Source organism: Palleronia abyssalis, assembly GCF_900302445.1.
Taxonomy (GTDB): Bacteria; Pseudomonadota; Alphaproteobacteria; order Rhodobacterales; family Rhodobacteraceae; genus Palleronia; species Palleronia abyssalis.
Map to the genome: position 1 here is coordinate 15,996 of NZ_ONZF01000019.1, position 24,624 is coordinate 40,619.

Annotated in this window: 23 protein-coding genes and 3 pseudogenes; 9 read left to right on the forward strand and 17 right to left on the reverse strand. The window is 63.3% G+C overall.

Translation table 11 applies throughout. The features are described from left to right. Positions 1–99: 99 nt before the first annotated feature. The 4 genes from PAA8504_RS20920 to PAA8504_RS20940 all read right to left on the reverse strand — a co-directional run bounded on the left by PAA8504_RS20920 (position 100) and on the right by PAA8504_RS20940 (position 4,070). Positions 100–1,026, reverse strand: coding sequence for a GIY-YIG nuclease family protein (locus tag PAA8504_RS20920; protein WP_245897726.1), 927 nt, complete (start codon positions 1,024–1,026; stop codon positions 100–102). Between the two features lie 560 nt (positions 1,027–1,586). Beyond that, a complete protein-coding gene (locus PAA8504_RS20925) occupies positions 1,587–2,093 on the reverse strand; it encodes a hypothetical protein (RefSeq protein WP_108896077.1) in 507 nt (168 codons plus the stop codon). Positions 2,094–2,580: 487 nt separating this feature from the next. Beyond that, positions 2,581–3,234 carry a TenA family protein gene (locus PAA8504_RS20935; RefSeq protein ID WP_108896079.1) on the reverse strand — a complete coding sequence of 218 codons (654 nt, stop codon included), beginning with the start codon at positions 3,232–3,234 and terminating at the stop codon, positions 2,581–2,583. Beyond that, positions 3,234–4,070, reverse strand: coding sequence for a BtpA/SgcQ family protein (locus PAA8504_RS20940; RefSeq protein WP_108896080.1), 837 nt, complete (start codon positions 4,068–4,070; stop codon positions 3,234–3,236). The genes PAA8504_RS20935 and PAA8504_RS20940 overlap by 1 nt, the downstream gene beginning before the upstream one ends. A gap of 35 nt (positions 4,071–4,105) precedes the next feature. On the opposite strand from PAA8504_RS20940, the gene PAA8504_RS20945 reads away from it, so the two are divergent. After that, a complete protein-coding gene (locus PAA8504_RS20945; RefSeq protein ID WP_108896081.1) occupies positions 4,106–4,981 on the forward strand; it encodes a ribokinase in 876 nt (291 codons plus the stop codon). Between the two features lie 11 nt (positions 4,982–4,992). Here the strand turns inward: PAA8504_RS20945 and PAA8504_RS20950 are convergent, their stop codons facing one another. From PAA8504_RS20950 to PAA8504_RS21000, 11 genes are all read right to left on the reverse strand, one after another. Continuing rightward, positions 4,993–5,757, reverse strand: coding sequence for a glutamine amidotransferase (locus tag PAA8504_RS20950; protein WP_108896082.1), 765 nt, complete (start codon positions 5,755–5,757; stop codon positions 4,993–4,995). Positions 5,758–5,771: 14 nt separating this feature from the next. Beyond that, the gene (locus PAA8504_RS20955) at positions 5,772–6,839 is read right to left on the reverse strand and encodes a phosphotriesterase family protein (RefSeq protein WP_108896083.1); all 1,068 of its coding nucleotides are present in this window, start codon (positions 6,837–6,839) and stop codon (positions 5,772–5,774) included. Beyond that, positions 6,836–7,843 (reverse strand): ABC transporter permease, encoded by a 1,008-nt coding sequence (locus PAA8504_RS20960; RefSeq protein WP_108896084.1) that lies wholly within the window; start codon positions 7,841–7,843, stop codon positions 6,836–6,838. Before PAA8504_RS20960 ends, PAA8504_RS20955 begins: the two co-directional genes overlap by 4 nt. Further along, complete coding sequence (locus PAA8504_RS20965) at positions 7,843–8,634, reverse strand: ATP-binding cassette domain-containing protein (protein ID WP_108896085.1); 792 nt, start codon at positions 8,632–8,634, stop codon at positions 7,843–7,845. Before PAA8504_RS20965 ends, PAA8504_RS20960 begins: the two co-directional genes overlap by 1 nt. Next, a complete protein-coding gene (locus PAA8504_RS20970; protein WP_108896086.1) occupies positions 8,631–9,566 on the reverse strand; it encodes a substrate-binding domain-containing protein in 936 nt (311 codons plus the stop codon). Before PAA8504_RS20970 ends, PAA8504_RS20965 begins: the two co-directional genes overlap by 4 nt. Next, entirely contained in the window at positions 9,563–10,609 is a 1,047-nt protein-coding gene (locus PAA8504_RS20975; RefSeq protein WP_108896087.1) for a LacI family DNA-binding transcriptional regulator, read from the reverse strand. The genes PAA8504_RS20970 and PAA8504_RS20975 overlap by 4 nt, the downstream gene beginning before the upstream one ends. A gap of 314 nt (positions 10,610–10,923) precedes the next feature. Further along, positions 10,924–11,238: a transposase gene (locus tag PAA8504_RS20980; protein ID WP_108896088.1), complete on the reverse strand. Its 315-nt coding sequence runs from the start codon at positions 11,236–11,238 to the stop codon at positions 10,924–10,926. Positions 11,239–11,585: 347 nt separating this feature from the next. After that, the gene (locus PAA8504_RS20985) at positions 11,586–12,821 is read right to left on the reverse strand and encodes an aminopeptidase P family protein (RefSeq protein WP_108896089.1); all 1,236 of its coding nucleotides are present in this window, start codon (positions 12,819–12,821) and stop codon (positions 11,586–11,588) included. 368 nt (positions 12,822–13,189) lie between these two features. After that, the gene (locus PAA8504_RS20990) at positions 13,190–14,044 is read right to left on the reverse strand and encodes a carbohydrate ABC transporter permease (protein WP_108896090.1); all 855 of its coding nucleotides are present in this window, start codon (positions 14,042–14,044) and stop codon (positions 13,190–13,192) included. Beyond that, a complete protein-coding gene (locus PAA8504_RS20995; protein ID WP_108896091.1) occupies positions 14,041–14,928 on the reverse strand; it encodes a carbohydrate ABC transporter permease in 888 nt (295 codons plus the stop codon). The genes PAA8504_RS20990 and PAA8504_RS20995 overlap by 4 nt, the downstream gene beginning before the upstream one ends. A gap of 1 nt (position 14,929) precedes the next feature. Beyond that, positions 14,930–16,186 (reverse strand): extracellular solute-binding protein, encoded by a 1,257-nt coding sequence (locus PAA8504_RS21000; protein ID WP_181375910.1) that lies wholly within the window; start codon positions 16,184–16,186, stop codon positions 14,930–14,932. A gap of 1,277 nt (positions 16,187–17,463) precedes the next feature. Between PAA8504_RS21000 and PAA8504_RS21010 the strand changes: the two genes are divergently transcribed. From PAA8504_RS21010 to PAA8504_RS21045, 8 genes and pseudogenes are all read left to right on the forward strand, one after another. Continuing rightward, positions 17,464–17,655, forward strand: coding sequence for a DUF7220 family protein (locus PAA8504_RS21010; protein ID WP_108896093.1), 192 nt, complete (start codon positions 17,464–17,466; stop codon positions 17,653–17,655). Positions 17,656–17,686: 31 nt separating this feature from the next. Beyond that, positions 17,687–17,854: a recombinase family protein gene (locus PAA8504_RS21015; protein ID WP_108896101.1), complete on the forward strand. Its 168-nt coding sequence runs from the start codon at positions 17,687–17,689 to the stop codon at positions 17,852–17,854. Positions 17,855–18,096: 242 nt separating this feature from the next. Beyond that, complete coding sequence (locus tag PAA8504_RS21020; protein ID WP_219928971.1) at positions 18,097–19,272, forward strand: S1C family serine protease; 1,176 nt, start codon at positions 18,097–18,099, stop codon at positions 19,270–19,272. A gap of 241 nt (positions 19,273–19,513) precedes the next feature. Then, positions 19,514–19,684, forward strand: a complete 171-nt coding sequence (locus tag PAA8504_RS22860; protein ID WP_370739717.1) for a recombinase family protein — start codon at positions 19,514–19,516, stop codon at positions 19,682–19,684. A 197-nt stretch (positions 19,685–19,881) separates the two neighbouring features. Continuing rightward, positions 19,882–20,122: pseudogene (locus tag PAA8504_RS22635) on the forward strand (DDE-type integrase/transposase/recombinase); the annotation flags it as partial. Between the two features lie 334 nt (positions 20,123–20,456). Next, positions 20,457–21,911 (forward strand): alanine/glycine:cation symporter family protein, encoded by a 1,455-nt coding sequence (locus PAA8504_RS21035; protein ID WP_108896095.1) that lies wholly within the window; start codon positions 20,457–20,459, stop codon positions 21,909–21,911. Between the two features lie 498 nt (positions 21,912–22,409). Next, a pseudogene (locus tag PAA8504_RS21040) lies at positions 22,410–22,589 on the forward strand (YcbK family protein); the annotation flags it as partial. Further along, entirely contained in the window at positions 22,586–22,843 is a 258-nt protein-coding gene (locus PAA8504_RS21045; protein ID WP_108896096.1) for a hypothetical protein, read from the forward strand. The pseudogene PAA8504_RS21040 and the gene PAA8504_RS21045, both read left to right, overlap by 4 nt. A gap of 324 nt (positions 22,844–23,167) precedes the next feature. Here the strand turns inward: PAA8504_RS21045 and PAA8504_RS22720 are convergent, their stop codons facing one another. Continuing rightward, positions 23,168–23,302: a hypothetical protein gene (locus PAA8504_RS22720; RefSeq protein WP_281259972.1), complete on the reverse strand. Its 135-nt coding sequence runs from the start codon at positions 23,300–23,302 to the stop codon at positions 23,168–23,170. 108 nt (positions 23,303–23,410) lie between these two features. Then, a pseudogene (gene groEL / locus PAA8504_RS21055) lies at positions 23,411–24,478 on the reverse strand (chaperonin GroEL); the annotation flags it as partial. Between the last annotated feature and the right edge of the window lie 146 nt (positions 24,479–24,624).

A 24,624-nucleotide genomic window follows, 5' to 3' on the forward strand; every position in this document is an offset into this window, starting at 1 on the left:
AGGGGAAGACGTTCGGGTTGCGGAGGCGCAAACCGGCGGTCGCGCGACGACGGCGCTGTCGCCCGATGCCGACGTGATGACGGTATCGGGCGGTGGAGATCAGTCCGGATCGCTGCCGGGGGCGGTGAGACGGTCCAGCATCGCGAGGATCACCGGCTCCAGCTCCGCGTCGTAGATCTCGGATTTGATCCGGAGCCACCGGCGATAGACGTCGCGCGGCACGATGGCGTCTGGATGCGCATTGTGAAGATGCGCGTGCAGGCGTTTTTCTTCGCACAGCGCCGCGTGGCCGTTCGACATCGGCACGCTGCGCAGGATGGTCCCCTGCAGGTCACGGCGGCGCTTCAGCTGGTGGTTCAGACGGGAGACGGGATCGCGCGAGAAGCCGAGCTTTACCAGCGGCGCATGCCCTTCCGGCTCGAAGCGCATGCAGTAGATATAGCTGGGCGCCGAGGCCCATCCCGTGCCGCAGGCGGCGCAGTTGAACCGCCCGGAATGCATGTTCACGCGGGCGATGGCCTGCTCGTGGCCGCAGCTGTGCCGGTAGAGGCGATGGTTGATCCGCCCGGCAGGGTCGGGACCGAGACGCTGCCAGCCCCGCGCCTGCGCTTCGGCCTCTTCCCGTGCCACCTGGCACGGCTCGCAGCGGTGGCGGCATTCGCCGTTGGCAACGCGGTCCACGAACGTGAACTGGCGGTGCAGGACATGGCCGCAGGAGGCACGGTAATAGGCATAATGGCGATCGGTGGGATCACGGCCGATCCAGGCGAGGCCGGCACGTTCGGCCGCATCGCGCCACCGGGCTTCGATGCAGTGCGGACAGTCCGGCTGCGCGCTGGTCAGCACGTAGAGCCTGGACTTGTGCTCGAGGCCGCACGCCGCGCAGCGCAGCATGAGGTGGTATCGATCCGCGACGCGCCGGGTCACTTCGAACCCTTTCTTCCGGGCCGCGGCGGCCCAGTGCGCGTGGATCGTGGTGGGGAAGGCGGGTGCCGCGGCGGGCATGTGGGGCGTGGCATTGCACATGAGTAGGGTCCTTTGAATGAGGGGCAGGGAAAGCGATGCCGGGGCGCGCACGGGGCGGGGCCCGGGGCTAGGCGCAGCCGGTCGGGCGCGCGCACGGGCGTGCGCGAGAGGATGGCGACCTGTTGGGTGGGGGTGGTCTAGAAGGCGGAATGCCTAAGGGGGGCGGGACCGATTGATCCCGGCGCGATCCGGCACCCGGCGCCTCCGCGACGTACGCGGATGCCGGGACGGGCCTTGAAGCCGATGACCGAGAACGGTGCGCTGGCGCTTCCGGCGGACCCGGACGCAAGGGCGATACCGGATCAGCCGCCGATACCTGTCATCGGTGCGGGGAGTGATCTCGACCCCGTGCCGGGTGGGCTTCGGGCGAAAACCCCTGGGCACGGAAGAGGAGGACAGACAGACGGCGGGGCCGTCAGCGAGAGAGGGAAGAGGGGGCGTATGAACGAATACGGGGGCTCCTCGAATGGATCAGAGCGTGATGAGGGCAGGGGACGGCGTGCCACGACGGGCCGGATCGGGCCCGAACCGGCGTGGCATCAAGGATCGTGGCGGGGAGATCAGGCCACCGGCGGCAGATCGCTTGGATCGCCGCGCGCAACGGTCTCGCCGTCCGCGGTCCGGGCCTCTTCGATGATCAGGCGCAGGACGGAGCCCGTATGGCTCAGCTGCCGCGACAGGATGGCGGAGGGCAGGTCGCGCTGACGCGCGCAGCGCAGGGCGGCCCACTGCAAGGCGGCCGGCAGGATGAAGGCGTGCACCTCGCCGATCCCGTCGCTGCGCACGACGTCGAGGACATGTTCCGCCGCCATCACGTGATCGGGGCGGAGGCCAGCGCGGTCGAGGAACCGGGTGGCAATGTCATCGCACGTCGCCCAGGCGTCGGATGCGTCCCGCGCAAGGCCTGCCAGTGCGGGATCGAACGGATCGGGACCGACGAGCGCCTCGGCATGGATGGCGGCGTGAAGCGCGTCGAGCAGGACGTCGAACGCCGCGGCATTCGCGTAGAACGCGCGATCGTCGCTTCCGCCGGCAGGCGCACCGGTGCTAGGGGAATAGGTAGCCATGATGATCTCCTTACAGATCGTTGTGGTCAGTGCAGGCGTAAGAGGTACCAACTCTTGCGTCTGCACGACTTATATGATTTCTCGATATCAAACGTCAAGAGGAAAATATCATGAAATCGCGCGGAAGGCCGCAAGCCGATACGACGCCAGTGCTGGTACGCGTACCGGAAGACATGCTCCGAGCCATAGACGATGTACGCCGCAAACAAGAGGATGTGCCCACCCGGCCGGAAATGATCCGCCGCTTGCTGGCTGTGGCGTTGGAACACAGGGAGCAACAGGGGGACTAGCCAACAGGCGGGAAAGGGCGGTCCGCGGCCGATCTCGTGGGAAAGCCCCGTTTGCCCAAACTCCAGGGACGGGCCTTTTGCGAGTTCTTCAGACTGAACTCGTCATCTGTCATCACGAATATCTCGGATTTGCGGCTGTCGCTGGGGGCACATGAACGACCTGAAACGCGCCGCAGAAGTATGCCCTGAAGCCGCGGTCACCAGCTTAGCTCGTAGGGCACATCATGGAACTCATATTCCAGCTCCTGTACATGCCCAAAAATTCGGGAACATGCTGCGGCTTCTATCTCGGACATCGTTTCCCCGGCCGTATCGAGCCTGTCTTTGAGCCAACACGCCTGCTCAACGAACTCGCTGGACGTGTGCATGTCGACCCACCCACGGATGTCAGGATCGCTTATCATTCTGGCGCTGACCCGGTTACACCATGTCATGTACATCCACTCCGCCGCGAACATCGCAGCGAGGATCTCTGGCAAACTGTCCTCTGAAGCGATGCGGTACATTCCGCGGTCGAAGGCCCCGGTGCGAGGGTCCTTCGACGCCCGTCCGGCGCTCGTGACCTGGCGGCGGGCAAGAACGTCCTCAAAATACGGGATCTGCACGTTCACAAGCGCATCCTGTACCGCAATGAGCCGGCGGCGGTCGCCAATATCAGTGGCCTTCGTGGTCGCGAAGGCGAAGATCGAGATGGCAGTCGAGACGAACGCCCCTTCGATCTGCAGGTATGTGTCGAACACGCCGGGCTGCAGGGAATCCGACCCGATGTCGCGGACGAACCTGTGATCCACCATACGATCGAACGACAGACGGTTTTCGCGCAGGCAACGCTCGGATAGCGCCTCGGACATCACAGACCCTCGGCTGCGCGGGAGACGAAGTGCTTCACGCGGGCAGCCTCGACCGGATTCCACCAAACACCGTCTTCTTTCAGTGAGGATGCGACGATCACCCCGTTCGTCAGGCCCAAAATCGGCACCACGTTTTCTTCGGTCACGCCCGACCCCACCAAGAGCGGTAAATGTGTTGCGCCCGCGATTTCAGAGATCTCCTCGGTCGTGGCGCTGTTGCCTGTCCGTTGTCCCGTCGCAATCACGCAATCGGCGTCGAAAAAGGCAAGATCGCGGGTCAGTTCGACGATCGTGCGATCGGCGGTGATCGCGTGCGCGCCGTGCTTGACGTGGGCATCGGCGAAGACGCGAATATGTTCGGCCCGCAACGCCGCCCGGTAGCGCGTCGCTTCCGCCGCGCGCCCTTCCATGAACCCTTCGTTTGCGACATAGGCGTTCGCCCACTGGTTCACGCGGATGAAGCTCGCGCCCGAGGCCGCGGCGGCCGCGAAGGCCGGGATCGGCGCATTGGCCAGAACGTTGATGCCAACTGGCACGTCGAAGCGATCGAGGATCCGCCGCGTCACCACGGCAAGGAAGGCGGATGTCTCCGGGCCAATATCCTCCGGCTTGGAGAAGGGGATGTCACCGTGGTTTTCGACGATGAGCCCGTGCATCCCGTTCTCGATCAGCCGGTCGGCGTCACGCAAGCAGATCTCGCAAATCTCGTCGAGCGAGGCCCCGCTATAGCGCGGCGCGCCGGGAAACGGGGGACAGTGGATCATCCCGATCAGGGCCTTCTGGCGGCCGAAGATATCCTCTATTGCGCCGGAGGTTCTGCTGGATATGACGGTCATGGATCGCCTTTCGTCTGAGAAGCAAGGAATTGATTTTGCGTGCCTTAGTTATCGGAAACGCCGCTCTGGACGAGACCTTCGAAGTCGATGTCTTTCCCGAGCCCGGTCAATCGATCTTCGGACGGACGGGACCGCGCGGTCTGGGTGGCAAGGGAGCTAACCAGGCCGTCATGCTGGGCAGGTCGGGCGTATCCACAGTGTTGGCAGCGCCGATCGGAAATGACGCACGCGGGATGACGCTGCGCGCCGCGCTTGATGCCGAACCGATCCGCCGCCATCGGATCGACCTCGATGGCGTGGCAACGGACACCTCGATCATCATGCGCTCGGACGACGGTGACAACACGATCGTCACCACGCGCGAGGCGGCATTGGCGCTGACGGCGGACATGGCCATTCCTGCTCTGTCCGATGGCGCCGAGGGCGACTGGGTCATCCTGCAGGGCAATTTGTCCATCCAAACGACTGAGGCTCTTTTGAGGGCGGCAAAGGCGCGAGGCATGATCACCGCGCTCAATCCTTCGCCTCTGCAACCGGGTTACGCCGCATTGTGGCCCCTGCTGGACGTGGTCTTCGTCAATCAAGGGGAGGCCGAGGCGCTGGAGGGGGCTGGGACGCTCTTGAAGGCGGGCGTGGGGCAGGTAGTGACCACGCTGGGCGGGGCGGGATCCTCGCTCAGCGATCTTAAGGAGGACCAGGCGTTCGCGGCGGTTCCGGTCGAGATCGTGGATACGACCGGGGCGGGTGACTGCTTCATGGCGGTTGCTCTAGCCTCGTCGATCTTGCGCGGGCGCCGGACGCTTGATGGTGATGCGCTGCACACCGCTGCGGCGGCGGCCGCGATCACCGTCTCGCGGTCCGGCACGGTTGCGGCTTTTCCCACTGCAACCGAAATGCGCACCCTGCTCTAAGGCGTCGACAGTCATCGCGCCGTGAGCCAGGAGAACAGATTCCGCCAGAGCACCGGATAGCCGGACCACTCGCAGAAATCGGGCGGCAGCCAATGTGGGCCGAGGTCGCTGGTCCAAACGGCGCTGCGGCCCTTGCCGTAATTGCCCGTCACGATGAGCGGATGCCCCCCTTGGTGCGCGGGCAGACGCGCGACCACGGTGGAGTTCTCTTTCGGTTCCACCTCGTTCACACCGAGAAGCAGCGGCCACTCGCCGCCCGGAAAACCCGAAAGAACGGGGTGATCTTTTGCGACAGCCTCGAGGTGTGCACCCTCTGGAATCTCCACCCGATCGTCCCAGGGTAGGCAACGCACCGGCAAAGCATCCTCGACCGGGGTATGCCGCCACCTTGCGCGGCCGTCGATGCCCTGGAAGCTGAAATAGCCTCCAACCATCAACAGGTTGCCCCCGTCGGCGACCCAGTCGCGAATGAGGTTCAACCGATTGGGCACCGGCTTCGAGCGCAGCCAGACGTCGGGCGGCAGCAGGAACGTGTTCGAGCCGATATCCGACAGGATTAACACGTCGTAGTCATCGAGTCCGGCGCGGTCGAAGGGGAATTTCTCCGCCGCATCATGGGCGGTCATCCAGTCCAGCTCGACCTCGCTGCCTTCTAGCGCATCCACCATGGGCTGCGCGCCGAGATGGAAATGAACGCTGCCGAACTGGTCGAAGCCCTTGTAGTGGGTTTCCGACGTGACCCAGCTTTCTCCCACGAGGAGAGCCTTGATAGTCATGATTTGTGGTCCTTTCAGGAGATCGTGGAGTCAAATACGCTGCGGGCGTTGTGCGTAAGCATGCGCATGGCGTCTTCGCGCGGCATCCCGTGGCGTTCGAGCCGCGGCAGGAAATGGCGCAAGACAAAGGCATATCCGTTGCCGCCATACCGGGTCAGCATCATCTTGATGAAGACGTCCTGCGACAGCAGAAGCCGGTCGAGATGGCCCTTTTCTGCCAGTCTAATGATGGCGGCGGCGACCTGGTCGTCAGAGGGGCTTTGCACCCCTTGATCAGCGTAGAAGAAATCCATTCCGATCATGTCGAACTCGAGGAAGGCACCTCGCTCGGCCAGTTCGGTCTGGTAGGCCACGTCGTCGAACGAGGGGTTCATGTGGCACAGAACCGTGTGGTGGATATCGGCACCCTCGGCCTCGACGAGGTCGAGCACCTTGTGGGCGTGGCGGAACCAGCCTGGCAGGTGAACCATCAGCGGCAATCCAGTCCGCACCTGTGCCCGCGCCGCGCCCCTCAGAGACTGCTCCTCGATCTCTAGAAAATCGCCCGAGACGCCGATCTCCCCGATGAGTCCGATGCGCGCATCCGTGCCGTCGACGCCGACCAAGGCCTCCTGCACAATTTCGTCGGCGATGTGATCGGCAGATTTTGCGCCGACGGCATCGGGCATCGACGAGGCGAGATAGTAACCCGCACCCATCACGATCTGCAGGCCCGTCCGGGCCGAGATCCGGCGCAGCGCGGCGGGGTCTCGGCCGATGCCGCGGCAAGTCGGATCGACTACGGTCCGTCCGCCGAGGCGGGCGAAATCCTCCAGTTCCTCAACGGCCAAATCGAGGTCGTCGAGCGCGATGTTGTGCCGGTTGACGAACGGGTCCTGACGCAGCTCCGAAAGGATCTCGATCCGAACAGGGCCCTCTGCGAGGTACTGCCGATCCTCGGACTGCGGCGGATTCCACCAGCACCGGCAGTCGTTCTGCAGGTGCTCGTGCATCAGCGTCACACCCATGTCGGACGCGGGCAGGGGGCCGTCCACCGTCATCACGAGGCCCGACGCGGTATGTGCCTGCGAACGCTCACTCATTGGACGCCCCCTTTTCCGATCTTCCAGGTCCCCGTGAAGAGGCGGGTGTTCATCCAGATCGCGACGAGGATGATCACGCCGGTGACAATCTGCGTAAAGAACGGGGAAACATGCATGAGGATGAGCCCGTTGCCGATCACCGCGATGGTCAGCGTCCCGAGCACGGTCCCGATCATGGAGGTCTTGCCCCCCATGAGCGATGTGCCCCCCAGAACCACTCCGGCGATCACCTGCAGCTCGAACCCCTGCGCCGCGTTGGACGACCCGGACCCGAGCCGCGCGGCTAGGAGAAGCGCCGCAAGCGCGCTGGCAACCCCGGCGAGCACATAGACCGAGCTGACGACCCGCCGCGCAGGCATGCCAACCCGCCGCGCAGCCTCAAAATTGGACCCGCACGCGATGATCTGGCGGCCATAGGGGGTGCGCCACATGACGACGAAGCCCGCGATCACCACGAGGATCGCGATGAGCGCCGGTACGGGAACGCCCAGCAAGGTGCCGCGGCCCAGCCATAGGAAACCGTCCGCACCCCGGATCGGGATCGAATAGCCTTCGGTTAGGAGAAGCGCTGCACCCCGGTAGATCGACAGCCCCGCCAGGGTGACAATGAACGCCGGGATCCCTTGGTAGGAGACGAACCACCCCTGCACGCCGCCGATCAGCGCGCCGACGCCGAGCATCAGCACGATCGCCACGGGCCACGGTACCCCGGCAGAGATGGTGATCGCCGCCAGCGCATTGACGAAGGCGACCTGACTTCCGACCGACAGGTCGATGCCCGCTGTCGTGATGACCATGGTCATCGCCACCGCCACGACGAGGATCGGCGCGGCTTGCCGCACGACGTTCAGCAGATTGGTCGCGCTCAGAAAGACGTCGGTCATGGCGCCGAAGAAAACCAGGCACACGATGAAGAAGGTCGCGATCGACAGGACCTGGGCGTATTCGCTCACGAAGTCCCGCGTGGCCGAGCCCGCGACGCGCTCGGTGTAGGTCGTGGACATCAGTGTCCTCCCTTTCCGACGATGAGATCGACGAGTTCCTGGAGGTTCGTCTCCTCGGTCCGTCGCTCGGCGACCTTGGTGCCTTCATACATGACGGCGATCCGGTCGCAGACGCGAAACAGGTCCTGCATCCGGTGAGTGACGAGGATCACGCCGACGCCGCGCTCTTTGACGCGGTTAATGAGTTCGAGAACCGCTTCGACCTCGGCCACGGCAAGCGCCGAGGTCGGCTCGTCCATGATGAGGATGTCCGGCTCGAAGCTGGCGGCACGGGCGATGGCGATGGCCTGGCGCTGACCGCCCGAAAGCTTCTCGACCTTTGCGGTGAGGCGCGGGATGCGGATTTCGAGCCGGGCCAGCATCTCCTCGGCCTGTTTGATCATACGTTCCTGGTCGAGGAACGGCCCCTTCGTCATCTCTCTGCCGAGAAACAGGTTGCCGACGACGTCGATATGATCGCACAGGCTGAGGTCCTGATAGACCATCTCGATATGGCGGGCGCGGGCGTCGGCGGGGGACTGAAAGCTGACCGGCTCGTCACCGAGCAAGATGCGACCTCCGTCGGGAATATGCGTACCGGCGATGATCTTCGACAGCGTGCTTTTCCCGGCCGCGTTGTCGCCGATCAGGCCGACGCACTCGCCTGCGAAGATGTCGAGATCCACGCCTCGTAGCGCTTGGTGCGAGCCGAAGGTTTTGCGGATGCCCCGAAGGGACATGAGCGGCGTGCCGTCGGAGGGGGGCACCCCCCCCTCCGACGCGATGCGGGTATTGGTATCGGTCGCTGTCATTCGAACAGGGACCGGAAGTCGTCGACATTGTCCTGTGTGACGATGGTCACGGGCACCGAGATCTCGCCCTCGACTTCGTCGCCATCGGCCAGGGTGTTCAAGGCACGGATGGCTTCGGCGCCCATCTCGGCCGGGTCCTGCTGGACCACCGCCTCGACATAGCCCTCGTCGATCCCTTGGATGACCTGTTCCGTCAGGTCCCAGCCGTAGATCGAAATATCGTCCTGACGCCCCTGCGAGGTGACGGCGGCGATCGCCCCCATCAGCGCCGGTTCCCCCGTGCCATAGATCGCATTCATGCCGGGATTCGCCGTCAGCAGGTTCTCTGATGCGTTCAGCGCGACGTCCTGGATGTTCTGGCCATCCACGGTGTTCACGACGCTGACCCCCTCTGGCCGGTTCTCGACGAAGCCGTCGCGGCGCACGTTCTGTATGTATGAGTTCAGCGCGCCGACGACCCCGACCGAAAGCTCATCGCTCTCCATGTTTTCGCCGATATAGGCTGCCAGATCGGCACCGGCCTGGGCGTTGTCGACGCCAATCTGAGCCGCCTGCGGCCCCTCGGGCAGGATCGCGTCGATGGCGACCACTGGGATTCCTGCCGCGTCCGCCTGCTCCACGGCCGGCATGATCCCGTTCACGTCGATGGCAACCACCGCGATGCCGTCGACTCCTTGGGTGATGTAGGTCTCGATCGCCGAGTTCTGCTGGAAAGCTTCGTTGTTAGCGTTGAAGATCACGAGCTCGACGCCGAGTTCATCGGCCGCTTCTTGCGCGCCCCGGTTCATCTCGTTGAAGAAGAGGGCTTGCTGGTTGATCTGGACGAGGGCGAATGTCCTTGGCTCGTCCTGCGCAAAGACCGCGGTGGAACTCAGGGCGGTGGCACTGGCCAGCGCCAGAGCCAGGTGACGTGCTTTGTGGTTAATGATCATGTCATGTCCTTCCTGTTGGCCGTCGCTTTGAGTCGTGTGGTCGGCGGGGCGACGGAAGCCCGCTCGATCAAGGTGACGGGGAGCAGTTCTTCTGTCGGAGCGGCTTCCCCGGTTTCAGTTTTCAAGGTCTCGAGTAGCACGCCGAGAGCGCGCCTCCCGAGATCGCGTACCGGCTGGCGGATGGCGGTAATGGGCGGGGCGAACAGGTGAAGGGGCCCGATGTCGTCGAACCCCAGCAGCGAGACGTCGTCCGGAATAGTGACCAGCGCGTCGCGCAGCACTTCGATCAGGCCGATGAGCATTTCGTCCGAAGTGGCGAAGATCGCCGTCGGGCGGGGGGCCATTTCAAGAAAACGGCGTGCGGCATCGCGCCCGGTTTCCGGGATATAGCGCCCCAGAACCCGTTCGATCCGTACCGGCCCATCCGAGACGCGGTGCATTTCCTGCTCGAACCCCCGGTAGCGGCGCCGCCCCGAGACCATATCGGCCTCGCCGCCCACGAACAGCACGGATCGGTGCCCCATCGCCGCGAGATAGCCGCCGGCCATGCGCCCCCCGGCCTCGTTGTCGCAGAAAACCTTTGGCACCTTCGCGCCGGGAACGTCTTCGTCGAGCAGCACGAGATGCTGGCAGGATCTGACCGCGGCGAGAAGGGCGCTGTCCGCCGCGCGGTTGGTCACGAAGATCATTCCGTCGAGATGTCGCATCCGGAGAGAGTCGAGGTAGCGCAGCTCCCGAGCGGGTCGGTTCAGCGTTGCATGAAGGACCAGCCCCAGGCCAAGCCGGTCGGCCTCCTCCTCGACCGCTGCGACGAGGCGGGCAAAGAAAGGCCCAGCGATGTCCGGGACGACGAGTCCGATTGCATCGGAGCGACCCCGCGAAAGGCGCCGCGCGTGTGGATTGGGCACGTACCGCAGTTCATCCACAGCGGTCCGGATTTGATGCGCCCGCGCGTCCGGCAGGGAGAGCGACCCGTTCAGAAAGCGTGAGACGGTCGTGACCGAAACGCCCGCTTTCTTCGCTACGTCGCTGAGATTTGCCATGTCGCCCCTTAGTAAAGCGTTTTACTAGCGCATCGCAAAGTCCTGCTCATTGCAAGGAATTTCTTCAAGCTTCTTGCCTGCGGAAGGCACGTCATCAGACTGCCGCATACTTTAGCGGTGTTCGCTCAAGAAGCCCGCTAGAACGGCGCGTGGCTAGGCGTTGATGATGTGACCGCTCTATGGATCGTTGCAGACGCACCTTTCCGCCGTGGCCGTCGTTTGCTGAGAGGGACGAAGTAGAGCCGTCTCGCGGCTCACACTCCGACTTTTTCGATCATGACAGCGCCGACGGCAATGCGAAGCAGGTCATCCGATTACGTCAGAGCCTTCCGCTCCACTGGCTCCTCCGGCTCACGCAAGACGAGAGGCGCGAAGACTGGGAGCTCATCAGCCCCCGCGGAGGCGTCGATGGCCGCAGGCAGAACCAACTTGCCCTTCTTCGCTAAGCCCCGCCAGGCGGACAACTGGTTCGGCTTAACCCCATACCGCTCGGCCACGGAGTTCACGGTCGCGCTTGGCTTCAACGTCTCTGCGACAACCCGAGCCTTCACATCATCCGGCCACCGTCGGTGCCCTGAGGCATGGACCTCCACACCCAGCGATCTGAGAAACGAATTCATAGCACACATTGCGAAACTCACTCCCCATCTTGAGATGGGCAGATCTCGCAATCATGCCGATGCCTGACAACGTGGGCCGCAGCCACCGCTTACGAAGGTCCCAATCGTCAGCCAAGGCGGTCAGATCGCATAATGCGCGCCGCTATGGGCGGCTCACTCCAACAGCCAAATGCGCCAATACCGCGGAGCGGCTTCGTCCATGGGCCGATCGCGACAGGTGGGTTGCCCGACGAACAGCCAGTCCGCCGCGCCGCTACAAGTCGGCTCGGACTTAGGTTCATCATCACGTCTCGACGTCGCAAATAGCGTTTCCGGTGGGGCTGGCCGATGCGCCCGGCCAGCCCAGTGACACGGGATCAGCCGACCACGTTGTGATCTGGGCCATAGGGGAAGCCGGTGATGTTCTCGTTTCCGTCTCCCGTGATGATCAGGATGTCGTGCTCGCGATATCCGCCCGCTCCGGGTTGGCCTTCGGGGATGGTCAGCATCGGCTCCATCGAGATCACCATGCCCGGCTCGAGGACCGTGTCGATATCCTCACGGAGTTCCAGTCCCGCCTCGCGCCCGTAATAGTGGCTCAACACGCCGAAGGAATGGCCGTAGCCGAAGGTCCGGTATTGCAGAAGGTCGCGGGCCGCGAAGAAGTCGTTGATCGCGTGCGTGACATGCGCACAGGACACGCCCGGCTTCAGCAGGCTCATGCCGTATTCGTGCGCGGCGACGTTCGCCTCCCACACCTTGCGGCTCGCCTCGTCCACCGTCTTCAGGAACAGCGTGCGTTCGAGCGCCGTGTAGTAGCCCGAGATCATCGGAAAGGTGTTGAGGCTCAGGATATCGCCGGCCTCGAGCGCGCGTCCCGTTACCGGGTTGTGTGCGCCGTCGGTGTTGATGCCCGACTGAAACCAGGCCCACGTGTCGCGGTACTCCGCATCGGGAAACCGCGACGCGATTTCGCGCTCCATGGCATCGCGGCCCGCCATGGCCAGGTCGATCTCGCGCGCGCCGGACGTTATGGCATCGCGAATGGCATGGCCGCCGATATCGGCGACGGCGGCGCCCGCGCGGATCAGGTCCAGTTCGGCCGCCGATTTGTGAATCCGCTGGGCCATGCTGGCCGGCGCGATATCGATCCTTGCCGAGGGCGCGAGCATCTCGTTAAGCTGCGCCATCTGCGCGATGGACAGGTGATCGCCCTCGAAGCCGATCACCTTGCCCGGGCCCATCACCGACAAGATCGCCCGCCAGTAATTGTCCCGCCGCCAGTCCGTATAGGTGATGTTGTCCCCGTAACAGCGCCGCCACGGCTGGGCCGCGTCGATCCCCGCGCTGAAGGTAACGGTATCCGCTTGCGTGACCACCTGGGCGTAGGGGCGCCCGAAGGCACAGTATAGAAAACCCGAGTAATAGGCGACATTGTGCATCGAGGTGAGCACGCAGGCGTCGACGCCCTTGTCGGCCATGATCCGCCGCAGTCCCGCCAGTCGCGCCTCGTACTCGGCATCGGCGAAGGGCAGGACCTTCTTGCCCTGATGGAAGCGATAGAAATCGGGGCGCGCGACAGCGTCCGGTGTCGGATTGGGTGTTCTGTCCATCGGTTTACTCCTCTTCGAACCGCAATGGCGCGTGAGGAGGGCACCTGTCGTCCGGTTGCACCTTTCCCCACCGCGCGCCGATGCGGCAAAGCAAGATCCCGGCGTTCAGGATGTCTGATTGGGAAATCTCATCGCCTTGCGATCAGTGGCGACGCCATCGCCAGACCCGATATCCAACCATATTCACGAACAAGCCGATCGATCAAGCAGGGGGGGCGACCGAAGCCTAAATACATTCATGTGATGCAAGTCGCAGCTACTCGCGCTGCAGCAATCGCGATCCCGGCGCGCGGAGGGTCAGGGCCGAGGATTTCCGAAGAGCGGCCGTCTGGAACCCTTATGACGCGGCCAGCCATGGCCGCCAAGTGTCACCGGGTGCCAGCCCCGCTTGCCGCGTGGAATTGCTTCTGAACCAACAGGAACAGGATCATTACAGGGGCGACCGACACTGCAAGCGCGGCCTGCTGCAGCGACTTCTGGTCGAGCGTGTTGAACTGGTCTTCCAGCAGGAAGATGCCCACGGGGAGCGTCTGCAATTCGGGCGCCGATCGGGTGATGGTCATCGTCCAGATGAACTCGTTCCAGTGATAGACGAAGGCGAACAGGGTCAGTGTCCATAACGCAGGCCCCACTTGCGGCAGGACCACAGCGCGGAAGATGAGAAACTCGGACGCGCCGTCGAGCCGGGCCGCCTCTATGATGTCGTCGGGCACCGTGACGAAGAACTGGCGCATCAAGAAGACGCCGTACCAAGTGACGACGAAGGGCAGGACCAATGCCGCGTAAGTTCCCAGAAGGCCCGATCCGCCGAACTCCGTCAGCCCGTTGCCCCCCGCCAGCGGCACGAAGCGCAGCAGAAAGAAGATCGGTATGATGAACAGGAAAAACGGAAACATCTGTGCCCCGATCACCAGCCGGAACACGCCGTCGCGGCCCGCGAAGTCGTATTTTGCCAGCGCGTAGCCCGCCATGGTCGAGGTCGCGACCTGCAACGCGGTGATCGTCGTGGTGACGACGATGGAGTTGAAGAACCACCGCCCCATGGGCAGTTCGTCGAAGACCCGCGCGTAGATATTCCATTGCGGGTCCGTGGGGAAGTAGTTGGGTGGCGTCGCGAAGACGTCGTCGGGACCACGCAGGGCGCCGATGAACATGTCGGCGAAGGGCAGCAGCATCAGAAGCGCGACCAGCCCGAGCACCGCGTATTTCAACATGGCGATCATGTCGCTCGCTCGCGCAGAAGGCGGAACTGCACGACCGCGATTACCGCGATTATCGCGAAGAGGATCATCGCCGCGGCCGAAGCGCGCCCCATCCGCAGATCTTGAAACGCCATGTCATACATGTAGAGCGCCGTCACGTCCGTCGCCCCGCGCGGCCCGCCCCCCGTCATGGCAAGGATCAGCGCGAACCAACCCATGCCCGTGATGAAGCTCGTGACCGTTACGAAAATCATCGCGGGTCGGATCATCGGCACGGTGATCGAGCGGAAGATCCGCGGCCCCGATGCGCCGTCCAGCACCGCCGCCTCGTAGATCTGCGGGTCGAGGCCGTCGATCGCGGCCAAGAAGACGAGCATGTTCTTGCCCAGCTCATACCAGATCATCACGACGACGACCGACACCATCGCCCATGTCCCGTCCGTCAGCCAGTCGGGCCCGGCGAGCCCGATTAGGCCCAACCCCCGATTCACGAGGCCGTAGCGGTCGTCCAGCAGGAACTGCCAGATGTAGGCGATGGCGACGATGTTGGTGACCTGCGGCAAATAAAAGATCGACCGCCACACGGTTCGCCCCCGCGACCGAGCGAAGATTGCCGCCAGCATCAGCGACAGCGGCATCCCGATGAAGATAAGGCCACCGGCGACGACGAAGGTGTTCTGCAGCGTGTCCCAGAACGCCGCGTCGCGCGTGAAGAGGTATTCGAACTGTCGCAAGCCCACCCAGCGCGGGGCGCCGAGCGGATTCCAGCGTGTGAAGGTAAGATAAAGCGAGAAGCCGAGAGGCAGGATCAAAAAGATCGCCGCGAACACGATAAGCGGTGAAAGGAACAGCCAGGGGGCAAGGCGCGGCGCGCCCGGCCCCCTTTCATCGACGCTTCGGCTCACTTCAGTAGAACTCGAACAGGATGTCCTCGACCTGGGTGTTCAGGTCCTCCATGGCGGGGGCAGCCTCGGCCTCTCCCGCGATTACCGTGTCCAGGGTCTGCGCGATCAGGCCCTCGATTTCACTGGCCTGCAGCACGTTGGGCTGACTGATCGCCCGATCGGTCAACGCCTCCTGGAAAGGGGCCGTGAAGGCATCTGGGTCGCCTAGCGCGGCATTGTCGGCATCGTTCGCGGTCAGCGCGCCGAGCTTGTTCATCATCTCGCCGACGCAGGAGGGCCCGCCTTCCTCGGCGGCACTTTCGGCGGAATTGGCATAGCGGACCACGTCCCACGCGGCCTCGCTCACGTCCGAGCCGGAATCGACGCCCATGAAAAAAGCGTACTGCATCGTGCGCCAATCCTCGCCTGCGGGGATCTGGCTGACCACGACATCCTCGAACCGGTCGCCCAGACCCTCTCGGATGGCGCTTTCGTACCAGTTCGCCATAATCATCATGCCGACGCCGCCCGCGGGAAAGTCGTCATAGGCATCGACCGTGCGGTCCGTCATCCCGTCCGCGACGAGGGCCGCAAGCTGGCGGGCGCTTTCGACAGATGCCTCCGAGACAAGGTTCGCCTCGGAATAGTCGTCGGAATAGATGTCCTGCCCCTTCGAGAAGGTCAGCGCATAGTAGGGATGCACCACGCCCGCGCCCGACGAGCTTTCGGCGAAGGCAAAGCCAGCCGTCTCGATCCGGCCCTGGTCGTTCCGCGTCGTCACCGCCTCGGCCGCTTCGCGCAGGCCCTCCCAGGTCGTCGGAGGCTCCTCGATGCCCGCCTCGCGCAGAAGCGCCATGTTCGAAACCAGCATGTAGACCGACACCTCGGTCGGTACGCCCCAGAGCGTGCCATCAATGGTCGCGGCATCGACAGTGCCGCCCGCATATGTGTCGCGCACGTAGGTGGCCAGGTCGTCCGGCATCTCGGCCAGCACGCCGTTGTCGACCATCTGCGCGGCCCAGATCGAATAGACGTTGTAGATGTCGGGGGCCTGTCCCGCGATCCGGCTGGTCAGAACCGTCTGCAGATAGTCGCGGTAGCTGAGCTGCTGATAGGTGATGGAGGTGCCGGGGTTGGCCTCTTCATACCGGTCGAAACATGCAAGAAGCGGCGCGGCCTGCTCGGCGGTGTAATGCATCGCCACCTCGACGGTCTGGTCCTGAGCGGCGGCGGACGATGCGATCGCGCCGGTAACTGCGGCGAAAAGAAACGGTTTCATGGCGATGCCCCCTAAGTCGACGTACAGGTCCAGACTTAAATCGACGCAATCTCCAGGGTCCGTGACAAACGAGCGCAGCGTTTCTAATTCAGACGAGGCCGTAGCCCAGACCGACTGCGGCCGTAGCAACAGGTTGCGCGGCAATCCCGAGCGGCAGGGCATAGAGACAGGCGGAGCCAATCACAATGTGCGTTAGGAGGCCGGAACGAAGCGGGCCACCGGCATCCGGGCTGCCATTCCGCCAATCGGGAACGGTACGCCGACCACAGCGATCGCCTGAATCGCGAAGAAGTGCTCTCGAACAGACCGGCGCCGGCCACGATCACGGTTTGGTGGGTTATTGCGCCTCGGCGAACCCGCGATTTGGCAAAGTTTTCCCAGTGAAAGGCCAATTCCCCCTCCCGCAACCAACTTACAGGCCATTGGTTCACGGGGAATGTCGCGCCACAAACCTTGATCGCAGCAGAGGATCATGATGCTACACATTATGCTACTCTCACGGCTGTCGTTTGACAGTGAAAGTGCATACTAAACAGATGTTTATCAATATATCAAGCTGATCTGTGGCAGACTTCCTCTCCGCCACTTGCCCTTGAGAAAGCGTTCTCCCGATCCGGCTCCGGCCGGATTTTTTCGTTGTATTCGGGGGTTATTCGGGAGAAGCTGTTCACCGGCCCCGGCGCCAGGAGGCCGGGAAGCGGACTCTCAGGGCCGATATTCTTCGGACCTCATGACTGCGCGGATTTGGTGAATAGCTTGTAACCCGCTGTAAAGAAGCTTTTTTGCGAGGCTGCAGCTGAACACTTCGATTCCAGTCGCTCTCGCCGATATGGAACCGAAGCCCAAAGCTCTCCAAGCCATGTCGGACAGGACGCGGCTGTCACTCAGCAGAAACTGCTTCAAAGCTCGTCAGTGCAGACCGAAGGTTCTCCATGATTTCCTCTGCCAAGACCTCTGGTTCCGGCAGGTTCTTGAGGTCGGTCATCGACGCATCCCGCAGCCAGAACAGGTCGAGGCTCGCCTTGTCGCGGGCCAGAAGTTCTTCCCGGTTGAACGGGCGCCAGCGTCCGTCGGGGCTGTCCTCGCTCCACGTCGGGCTACGCTCGTGCCGGTTCCGTGGATTATTCGTCCGCCATCTTTAGGAAGATGAGGTAGGTCAGCTGCTCCAGGTACGCGGCGGAGTTCGGTCTCACGCCCTCGGCGCGCAGCCGGGTCTCGGCCGCCGACATATCCGATGCGGACAACCCGTTCGCGCAGTTCGATTGAGGAGGAGGAAGATGCAGTCACGCCTTGCCTCCCTGGTCGAAGCCGCGGTGAATGTCGCGATCGGGTTCGTTGTCGCGCTTCTGACGCAGATGGCGCTGTTCCCGGCCATGGGGGTTCGGCTGTCGATGGACCGGCACCTGCTGATCGGGGCCGTGTTCACCCTCGTCTCCCTTGCACGAAGCGGCGTTGCGGGAGGCCGTTAGGTGCAACGCGGACGCCTTTGCGGTGGATCTGATGCCGGTGGTCGCGGAGATCAGGGCGGCGGAGAGCACCTCCCTGAGAGCAATGGCGGCAGACCTGAATGCCCGAGGGATCAGGACGCGCCGCGGTGGACAGTGGCATATGTCGACTGTGCGGAACTTGTTGAAGAGAATCGAAGGCTCATCGGTCGGCGGCACGTGACCACGATCATCTTCTGCATCTAGCACAGCTTGACCGGAAAAGTTGCTTCTTGATCCCCGTTCCCCGTCGTTCGGCTGTGCCGCCGGAAGCCACTTCAGGCAGGTGCGCCATGTCAACGGCCGCGCCAACCCGGACCAGAACCTCATGGACCTGTTTGCCAATGTGCCTGATGAGGCGGGGCATTGTGTCCGTCCGGGGGCTGGCCCTGCCGCTAACGCGCTGTCACACTGCCGTGGATAGCAATGGCGAAAACGATGGGCGATCGACGCTTCCTTTCCAGACTGGTCCTGTCAGCGCTCACGGCGATCATCGTCGGAATCGCGTGGCAAAGCGGCCCGCTTTTGATCCAAAGCTTCCTGGGGCCACCTGTCGAGCAGCGGGAGGTCAATCCCCGCGCCGATCTGCCAGCGGAAGAGCGCTCTGTCATTGAGACCTTCCAGGCGGCGCGCGAAAGCGTGGTGTTCATCACCACGTCCGCGCGCGTCATCGATCCGTGGACTCGGCGCTCCGCCGAAGTGTCACAGGGAACCGGGTCGGGCTTTATCTGGGACGCGCAGGGACATGTGGTGACGAACCACCACGTGATCGCAGGCGCCGACGGAGCCTTGATCCAGCTGGCGAATGGCGAGACCTATCGGGCACGGCTAATCGGCGCCGACCCTGCCCACGATCTCGCCGTGCTCAGGATCGAGGGGGGAGAGGAGGCTCCACCGCTCCCGACCGGACGCAGCGCCGACGTGCAAGTCGGACAGAAGGTGCTGGCGATCGGCAATCCCTTCGGGTTGGACTGGACGCTAACGACCGGCGTCGTATCGGCGCTGGACCGCGAGTTTCCGGGGGAAGACCGCCGTACCCTACGGGGCTTGATCCAGACTGACGCGGCGATCAATCCCGGCAATTCCGGCGGCCCTCTCCTTGACAGTGCCGGGCGGCTGATCGGGGTGAATACCGCCATCTTCAGCCTGTCCGGAGCCAGTGCGGGCATTGGCTTCGCCGTTCCGGTGGATATCGTGAACCGGGTGGTCCCGCAGTTGATTGAGCATGGCCGCTACTCACCACCGGAGCTCGGGATCGAATACGATCAGCGGATCAATGAATTGGCGCGCCGGCAGGGGTTGTCGGGTGTGCTGGTGCTGGGCGTCGAACCGGGTTCAGCCGCCGACAGGATCGGCCTCGAGCCCGCGTCATTCACCTCCGATGGTCGCCTCGTTCCGGGCGACATCATTGTCGAGGTAGGTGGCAGACCGGTCGCCACCAGCGAAGATCTGATGGTGGCGCTCGACACGCACGAGCCCGGAGACGAGGTCGAGATCACGTTCCTCCGGGGCGGTCGACCGAACACCAGGAACATCACCCTCGATGACCCACCTGATGGTCCCTCACCTGACACTGCAGGGCCGTGGGCAGGAAGCCGGTGATCTGGCAGTCGTGATCATTGCGCCGGTCGCCATGTGGAGAGCTTGCGGAGGCAAACGCATGCGACGGTACAGGAGACCGGCCGTATCTTGATCCGGGGCTCGGCCTGCTGCAGCCCCGAGCTTAGCGCGCACCGTGGGCGGCGCGACGCGGTCGAAGCACGGTGCCGCGGCGCTCAGACGGGTCGGCAAGGGCGGTGCGGCGCTGCAGGAGGCCGTCAGGGGCAATGGGGATGCCTTTGCGGTGGAACTGGCGCCGGCGGCCGCGGAGATCCGGGCGGCAGGGAGCACCGCCTTGCGCGCGATTGCAGGAGAGCTGAACGCCCGCGGGATCAGGACGCGACGCGGCGGGCAGTGGCACTTGTCGGATGTGCGGAACTTGCTCGCTCGCTGGCGCAAAAAGATCGTTTACTGAGGAAAGCCGCAGCTCTCGCTGCGGTGTGCTATAGAACCTGCGGTCGCAATTGGCGGCGGAACGAGGATAATAGCTGGAGACATTTATACCGGCCGCTAGACTTGGAGCATCCCATCCCCAAGCTGCCACCGGGGGGCCTTCGAATCCTCCCAATCAGCGGCGAGCCATATCTCCCATTCCTCCGGTTCAGTGAGGAAGACCGGCGAGAGATCGATCGATGGCTGTACAACCGCGCGGAGAATTCACATCTGCCGTTCCGGCACCGCGAGCGGGCAATGCTTCGGTTCCAGCGTATGCGAAGTCTGCAGAAATTCGCCTCGGTCCACGCCTCCGTCACAAACCACTTCAACCAGAACCGCAGCCTTTCCAGCCGAAACATTCTTCAAGCTCGACCGGACCGCCGATCTCGCCGAGTGGCGCTCTCTCTTCGCAGGCTGATGGTTGGACCCACTGCCCTTTCTGAGACGGTTTCCAATTTGTCTGACACCACCCTCGGAGCCCGTCCGGACGTGGCTGCGGTTAGGCGACTGGTAAGGGCCGGCCCGACCCTGCGCGTTCACTGCGCGGCCCCGATACATCCCCGGACCGCTTTGCCTCCTTCCAGCATGTCCGAAGGCGAGACAGCCTGCGCTACCTTTTTCATCGGTGCGAAGCGAACTCGTAAAAGAGGCGCTCGCCGATTGTTCCGCGGGCATTGTGATTCCTGTCCCAAGGCTTTCCCTCGCCTACCGACTGGTTAATGGTTGGAAATACAACCAAGAGGGACAGACACATGACGGCAATCGTCGATTTTTTGAACACGGTCTTATGGGGATACGTCCTCGTATACGGCTTGCTGGCTGTCGGGGTCTATTTCACCTGGCAAACAGACTTCCTGCAATTCCGGCACTTCGCCGAGTTCTTTCGCGTCATCAAGTCGTCGCGCGACACCTCTGCCGCGGGCATCTCTCCGTTCCAGGCGCTGACGATCTCCCTGGCGAGCAGGGTCGGCACGGGCAATCTCGCCGGGGTCGCCGTGGCGATCTATCTCGGCGGTCCGGGTGCCGTGTTCTGGATGTGGATGGTCGCCCTCGTCGGCATGGCGACGGCCTACGCCGAGTCCACGCTGGCGCAGCTTTACAAGGTACGAAACGCGGATGAACAATATCGCGGCGGCCCGGCCTTCTACATGGCAAAAGGCATCGGGTCGAACGCCATGGGCTACGTCTTTTCGGTATGCCTCATCCTCAGCTTCGGACTGATCTTCTCGGCGGTGCAGGCCAACTCGATCTCCGTCGCCATGGAAGAGGCGTTCTCGATTCCCAAACTCGTCACCGGCCTCGTCATCGGCGGCCTTGCAGGCATCGTGATCTTCGGCGGCATCAAGTCCATCGCCCGGGTCGCGGAAAAGGTCGTTCCAGGCATGGCCGGGCTCTATATTCTCGTGGCGCTGGTCATCGTGCTCATCAACATCGCCGAAGTACCCGCCATGCTTGCGCTGATCGTCAAGTCGGCCTTCGGGTTCGAAGCGGCGGCGGGCGGCTTCACGGGTGGGTTCATGGCCGCACTGCTCAACGGCGTGAAGCGCGGCCTGTTCTCCAACGAGGCCGGCATGGGCTCGGCCCCCAATATTGCGGCCGTCGCGGTCCCTGATCCGCACCACCCCTCCAGTCAGGGGCTTGTGCAGGGACTTGGCGTCTTCATCGATACGCTGGTCATCTGCACGGCCACGGCGCTCATGATCCTGCTGTCGGGCGTGGTCGACTATTCCGAAGGCGCACCCACAGGCATGGCGCTGACGCAGATCGCGCTGGAGCAGCATATCGGGGCGTTCGGTCCGATCTTCGTCGGAATCGCGATCCTGTTCTTCGCCTTCACCTCGATCATCGGGAATTATTCCTACGCCGAGAGCGCGATGGAATTCCTCGGGATGGGTAAACGTATCCCGCTCCTCGTGTTGAAGGTGCTCGTGGTCGCGATGGTGGTTTGGGGGTCCTTGCAGGCGGTCACGACCGTCTTCAATTTCGCCGACGCGTCGATGGCACTGATGGCGACGGTGAACCTGATGGCAATCCTGATCCTGTCCAAGACCGTCGCAAAACTCACGCGGGACTATTTCTCGCAACGTCGCGCCGGGAAAGAGCCCATCTTCAAGATCGCCGACTATCCCGAACTCGGCGATGGCGTGGATCAGTCGATCTGGAACCGCAACGTCGAGCGTGAAACGAGGGCCGCCAACCCCGAGTGAAACCGGCGAGGCGAAGGTTGCCCCCCTCGCCTCATGCCTTGATCGCGAGTCCGGGACCACATTCTCGCGGCCCTCTCGGAGATCTAACCTGACCTCATTGAGTGAGGCGGATCGATATATGGCGGCGGTCTCCAGCGAATGCCTTGTGGACCCCCGAGTCGAGATGAGGACGGGAAACGCACTCTCCGCGATACGCGGATCTCCGAGGCATCCTCGCGGTATGGCCCGCTGCATCGGACGTCATCTTCTCGGAACGGCTGTCGCACTGCGACGTCGAGACCAGCACGTACACGGTCCGCGCAGGGGGCACGAATCGTGGTGCCCACCATACCACCTGGATTGCAGCGCAAACCGATAGCTGATGTCAGTGATCATTTCCGCCAAGAGCACACTCGGCTGCACCCGGCCCCATGTCTGTGCCTGCTGCTATTCGCAATCGAGATTTTCGGCACGCTTCCGGAAATCGCTCATATGTAGCCGGCCTGTTGATCGGCTCGGACATTGGGCGCGGCCGGGGTCGAGGTGGCCCAGCAGGTGCTGGCGGAAACGCAAAGCGCCATCCTTCCGCTGGTCCCGTATCTCGACGCCCTGCGCTGGGTGTTCATCGTGGTGGCGCTCGGCGGGATCGCGGTCACGATCTACGCCCGGCTTGATGACTGGAAGCGGGGGCGGCGATGATCGGTGGGCTCCTGGTCGGGTTCGCTGCCAGCCCATGGATACGGGCGGCGCTGCGTTACGGCGCCATCGTCCTCGCTATGATTCTGTTCCTGCTCGCGCTTCGGCGCTCCGGGGAGCGAGCGGGACGCGTCGCCGAACGCCTTGAGACCGCGGAGAAGGCTAATGATGTCCAACGCCAGATGCTGAAGGCTGCGGCTCGCCGCCTTCGCGATCGCGACGAGCTTGCTGAGCGCCGGCGCGACGGACGGTTCTGACACGAGCGGGTTCGGGACGTGTGCACCCGTTGTCGAGTATAGCGCGAAGGTCCAGACGCGGGCGGCCGCGGAGCTGGCCCTGCTGCCGGAGGGCTCGGCGGTCGCGGAGATGCTCAGCGACTACGCGGTGATGCGAGACCAGGCGCGAGGTCGCATTCGCTAACTCGCTGCTTCTCAATCAAATACGCATGTCGCGCATTCTCTCCGGCAACTCTTCATCGTCGTTTTTTGGCGAGCCAGAGGCTTTCCGAAGAAGTAAGTCGCCGTGTATCCCTCTGCCATCTGGCTCCGTCTTCAGTGATAGGTAATCACTCGGACCGCTACCTATTTCTTCTTGTGCTCGCCGAGATTGGTCAAGGCTTTGCCCTTCGTGAAGTCGGCTGTTGCAACGACCTTTTCCTTCACCTTCTTGGGCTTCTTAATTTCACGGTTGCCGCGTTGCTTGTCGCCTTTAGACATTTCAGTTTCTCCTGGTTCTGAGTTTTTTTCTGAGTCAGTGCTCGGTGTTTGTTTTCATCAACACCGTGGATTAGTGTCCCGGGGCTACTGCCCGCGGGACGCCGCCGTTCACATCATTCCGCCCATTCCACCCATGTCGGACATTTCGCTGCCGGCCCCAGCCTTCTCGGGCTTTTGCGCGACCATCGCTTCGGTCGTGATCAATAGCCCGGCAATGGACGCGGCGTTTTCGAGTGCGATCCGAACGACCTTCGTCGGATCGATGACACCGGCCTTCAGCATGTCGCCGTATTCTTCGGCCTGTGCGTCGAAACCGAAGCTCGGGCTGTCGTTCTCGATCACCTTTCCGACGACAACCGATCCGTCAACTCCGGCATTTTCGGCGATCTGGCGCAGCGGTGCTTGGATCGCGCGGCGGACGATCTTGATGCCGGCATCCTGATCATTGTTCTCACCCTTCAGCGTCGCCAGCACCTTGCCAGCGTGAACCAGTGCCACGCCGCCACCGGACACGACACCTTCCTGAACCGCAGCGCGGGTAGCATTCAGCGCATCGTCCACGCGGTCCTTGCGCTCCTTCACCTCGATCTCGGTTGCTCCGCCAACCCGGATCACGGCAATGCCGCCGGCAAGCTTGGCCAGCCGTTCCTGCAGCTTTTCCTTGTCGTAGTCCGACGTGGTCTCCTCGATCTGCGCCCGGATCTGGGTGACCCGCGCGGCGATCGCGTCCTTGTCGCCGGCACCGTCGATGATCGTCGTGTCATCCTTGGTGATCGCGACCTTCTTGGCGGACCCGAGCATGTCCATGGTGACATTTTCCAGCTTGGTGCCCATTTCTGCGGAAATCACCTGACCACTCGTCAGCACGGCAACGTCTTCCATCATCGCCTTGCGGCGGTCTCCGAAGCCGGGCGCCTTGACGGCCGCGACCTTCAGCCCGCCGCGCAGCTTGTTGACAACCAGCGTTGCCAAGGCCTCGCCCTCGATGTCCTCGGCCACGATCAGCAGTTGCTTGTCGGCCTGAATCACGGCTTCCAGCAGCGGCACCATGGAGGCAAGCGAGCTCAACTTCTTTTCATGAAGCAGGATAACGCAGTCATCCAGCTCGACGACCATCTTCTGAGAGTTCGTGATGAAATAGGGGCTGAGGTACCCGCGGTCGAACTGCATGCCCTCTGGCCTGCCCCAATCGGGTGGTCCGGTTTCAGTCTTAGTGCATGACGGGACTCGGCGCTACGGCCGGAGTGGCCGGCGAAGCGGCTCCGGATTGCGGAGCCGGCCACTGCACCACCTCGGGTGCTGGGGGCCGGTAGCCCAAGGAT

Excerpts from the sequence above, each read along its gene's own strand:
- PAA8504_RS20935 (WP_108896079.1), bottom strand. The coding sequence starts at position 3,234 with ATGTCCGAGGCGCTATCCGAGCGTTGCCTGCGCGAAAACCGTCTGTCG.
- PAA8504_RS20970 (WP_108896086.1), bottom strand. The coding sequence starts at position 9,566 with ATGATCATTAACCACAAAGCACGTCACCTGGCTCTGGCGCTGGCCAGT.
- PAA8504_RS20960 (WP_108896084.1), bottom strand. The coding sequence starts at position 7,843 with ATGTCCACGACCTACACCGAGCGCGTCGCGGGCTCGGCCACGCGGGAC.
- PAA8504_RS21045 (WP_108896096.1), top strand. The coding sequence starts at position 22,586 with ATGATCGGTGGGCTCCTGGTCGGGTTCGCTGCCAGCCCATGGATACGG.
- PAA8504_RS21010 (WP_108896093.1), top strand. The coding sequence starts at position 17,464 with ATGCAGTCACGCCTTGCCTCCCTGGTCGAAGCCGCGGTGAATGTCGCG.
- PAA8504_RS20955 (WP_108896083.1), bottom strand. The coding sequence starts at position 6,839 with ATGAGTGAGCGTTCGCAGGCACATACCGCGTCGGGCCTCGTGATGACG.
- PAA8504_RS20920 (WP_245897726.1), bottom strand. The coding sequence starts at position 1,026 with ATGTGCAATGCCACGCCCCACATGCCCGCCGCGGCACCCGCCTTCCCC.
- PAA8504_RS22720 (WP_281259972.1), bottom strand. The coding sequence starts at position 23,302 with ATGTCTAAAGGCGACAAGCAACGCGGCAACCGTGAAATTAAGAAGCCC.
- PAA8504_RS20980 (WP_108896088.1), bottom strand. The coding sequence starts at position 11,238 with ATGTGTGCTATGAATTCGTTTCTCAGATCGCTGGGTGTGGAGGTCCAT.
- PAA8504_RS20990 (WP_108896090.1), bottom strand. The coding sequence starts at position 14,044 with ATGATCGCCATGTTGAAATACGCGGTGCTCGGGCTGGTCGCGCTTCTG.
- PAA8504_RS20950 (WP_108896082.1), bottom strand. The coding sequence starts at position 5,757 with ATGACTATCAAGGCTCTCCTCGTGGGAGAAAGCTGGGTCACGTCGGAA.
- PAA8504_RS21020 (WP_219928971.1), top strand. The coding sequence starts at position 18,097 with ATGGCGAAAACGATGGGCGATCGACGCTTCCTTTCCAGACTGGTCCTG.
- PAA8504_RS20975 (WP_108896087.1), bottom strand. The coding sequence starts at position 10,609 with ATGGCAAATCTCAGCGACGTAGCGAAGAAAGCGGGCGTTTCGGTCACG.
- PAA8504_RS21035 (WP_108896095.1), top strand. The coding sequence starts at position 20,457 with ATGACGGCAATCGTCGATTTTTTGAACACGGTCTTATGGGGATACGTC.
- PAA8504_RS20985 (WP_108896089.1), bottom strand. The coding sequence starts at position 12,821 with ATGGACAGAACACCCAATCCGACACCGGACGCTGTCGCGCGCCCCGAT.
- PAA8504_RS21000 (WP_181375910.1), bottom strand. The coding sequence starts at position 16,186 with ATGAAACCGTTTCTTTTCGCCGCAGTTACCGGCGCGATCGCATCGTCC.
- PAA8504_RS20965 (WP_108896085.1), bottom strand. The coding sequence starts at position 8,634 with ATGACAGCGACCGATACCAATACCCGCATCGCGTCGGAGGGGGGGGTG.
- PAA8504_RS21015 (WP_108896101.1), top strand. The coding sequence starts at position 17,687 with ATGCCGGTGGTCGCGGAGATCAGGGCGGCGGAGAGCACCTCCCTGAGA.
- PAA8504_RS20925 (WP_108896077.1), bottom strand. The coding sequence starts at position 2,093 with ATGGCTACCTATTCCCCTAGCACCGGTGCGCCTGCCGGCGGAAGCGAC.
- PAA8504_RS20940 (WP_108896080.1), bottom strand. The coding sequence starts at position 4,070 with ATGACCGTCATATCCAGCAGAACCTCCGGCGCAATAGAGGATATCTTC.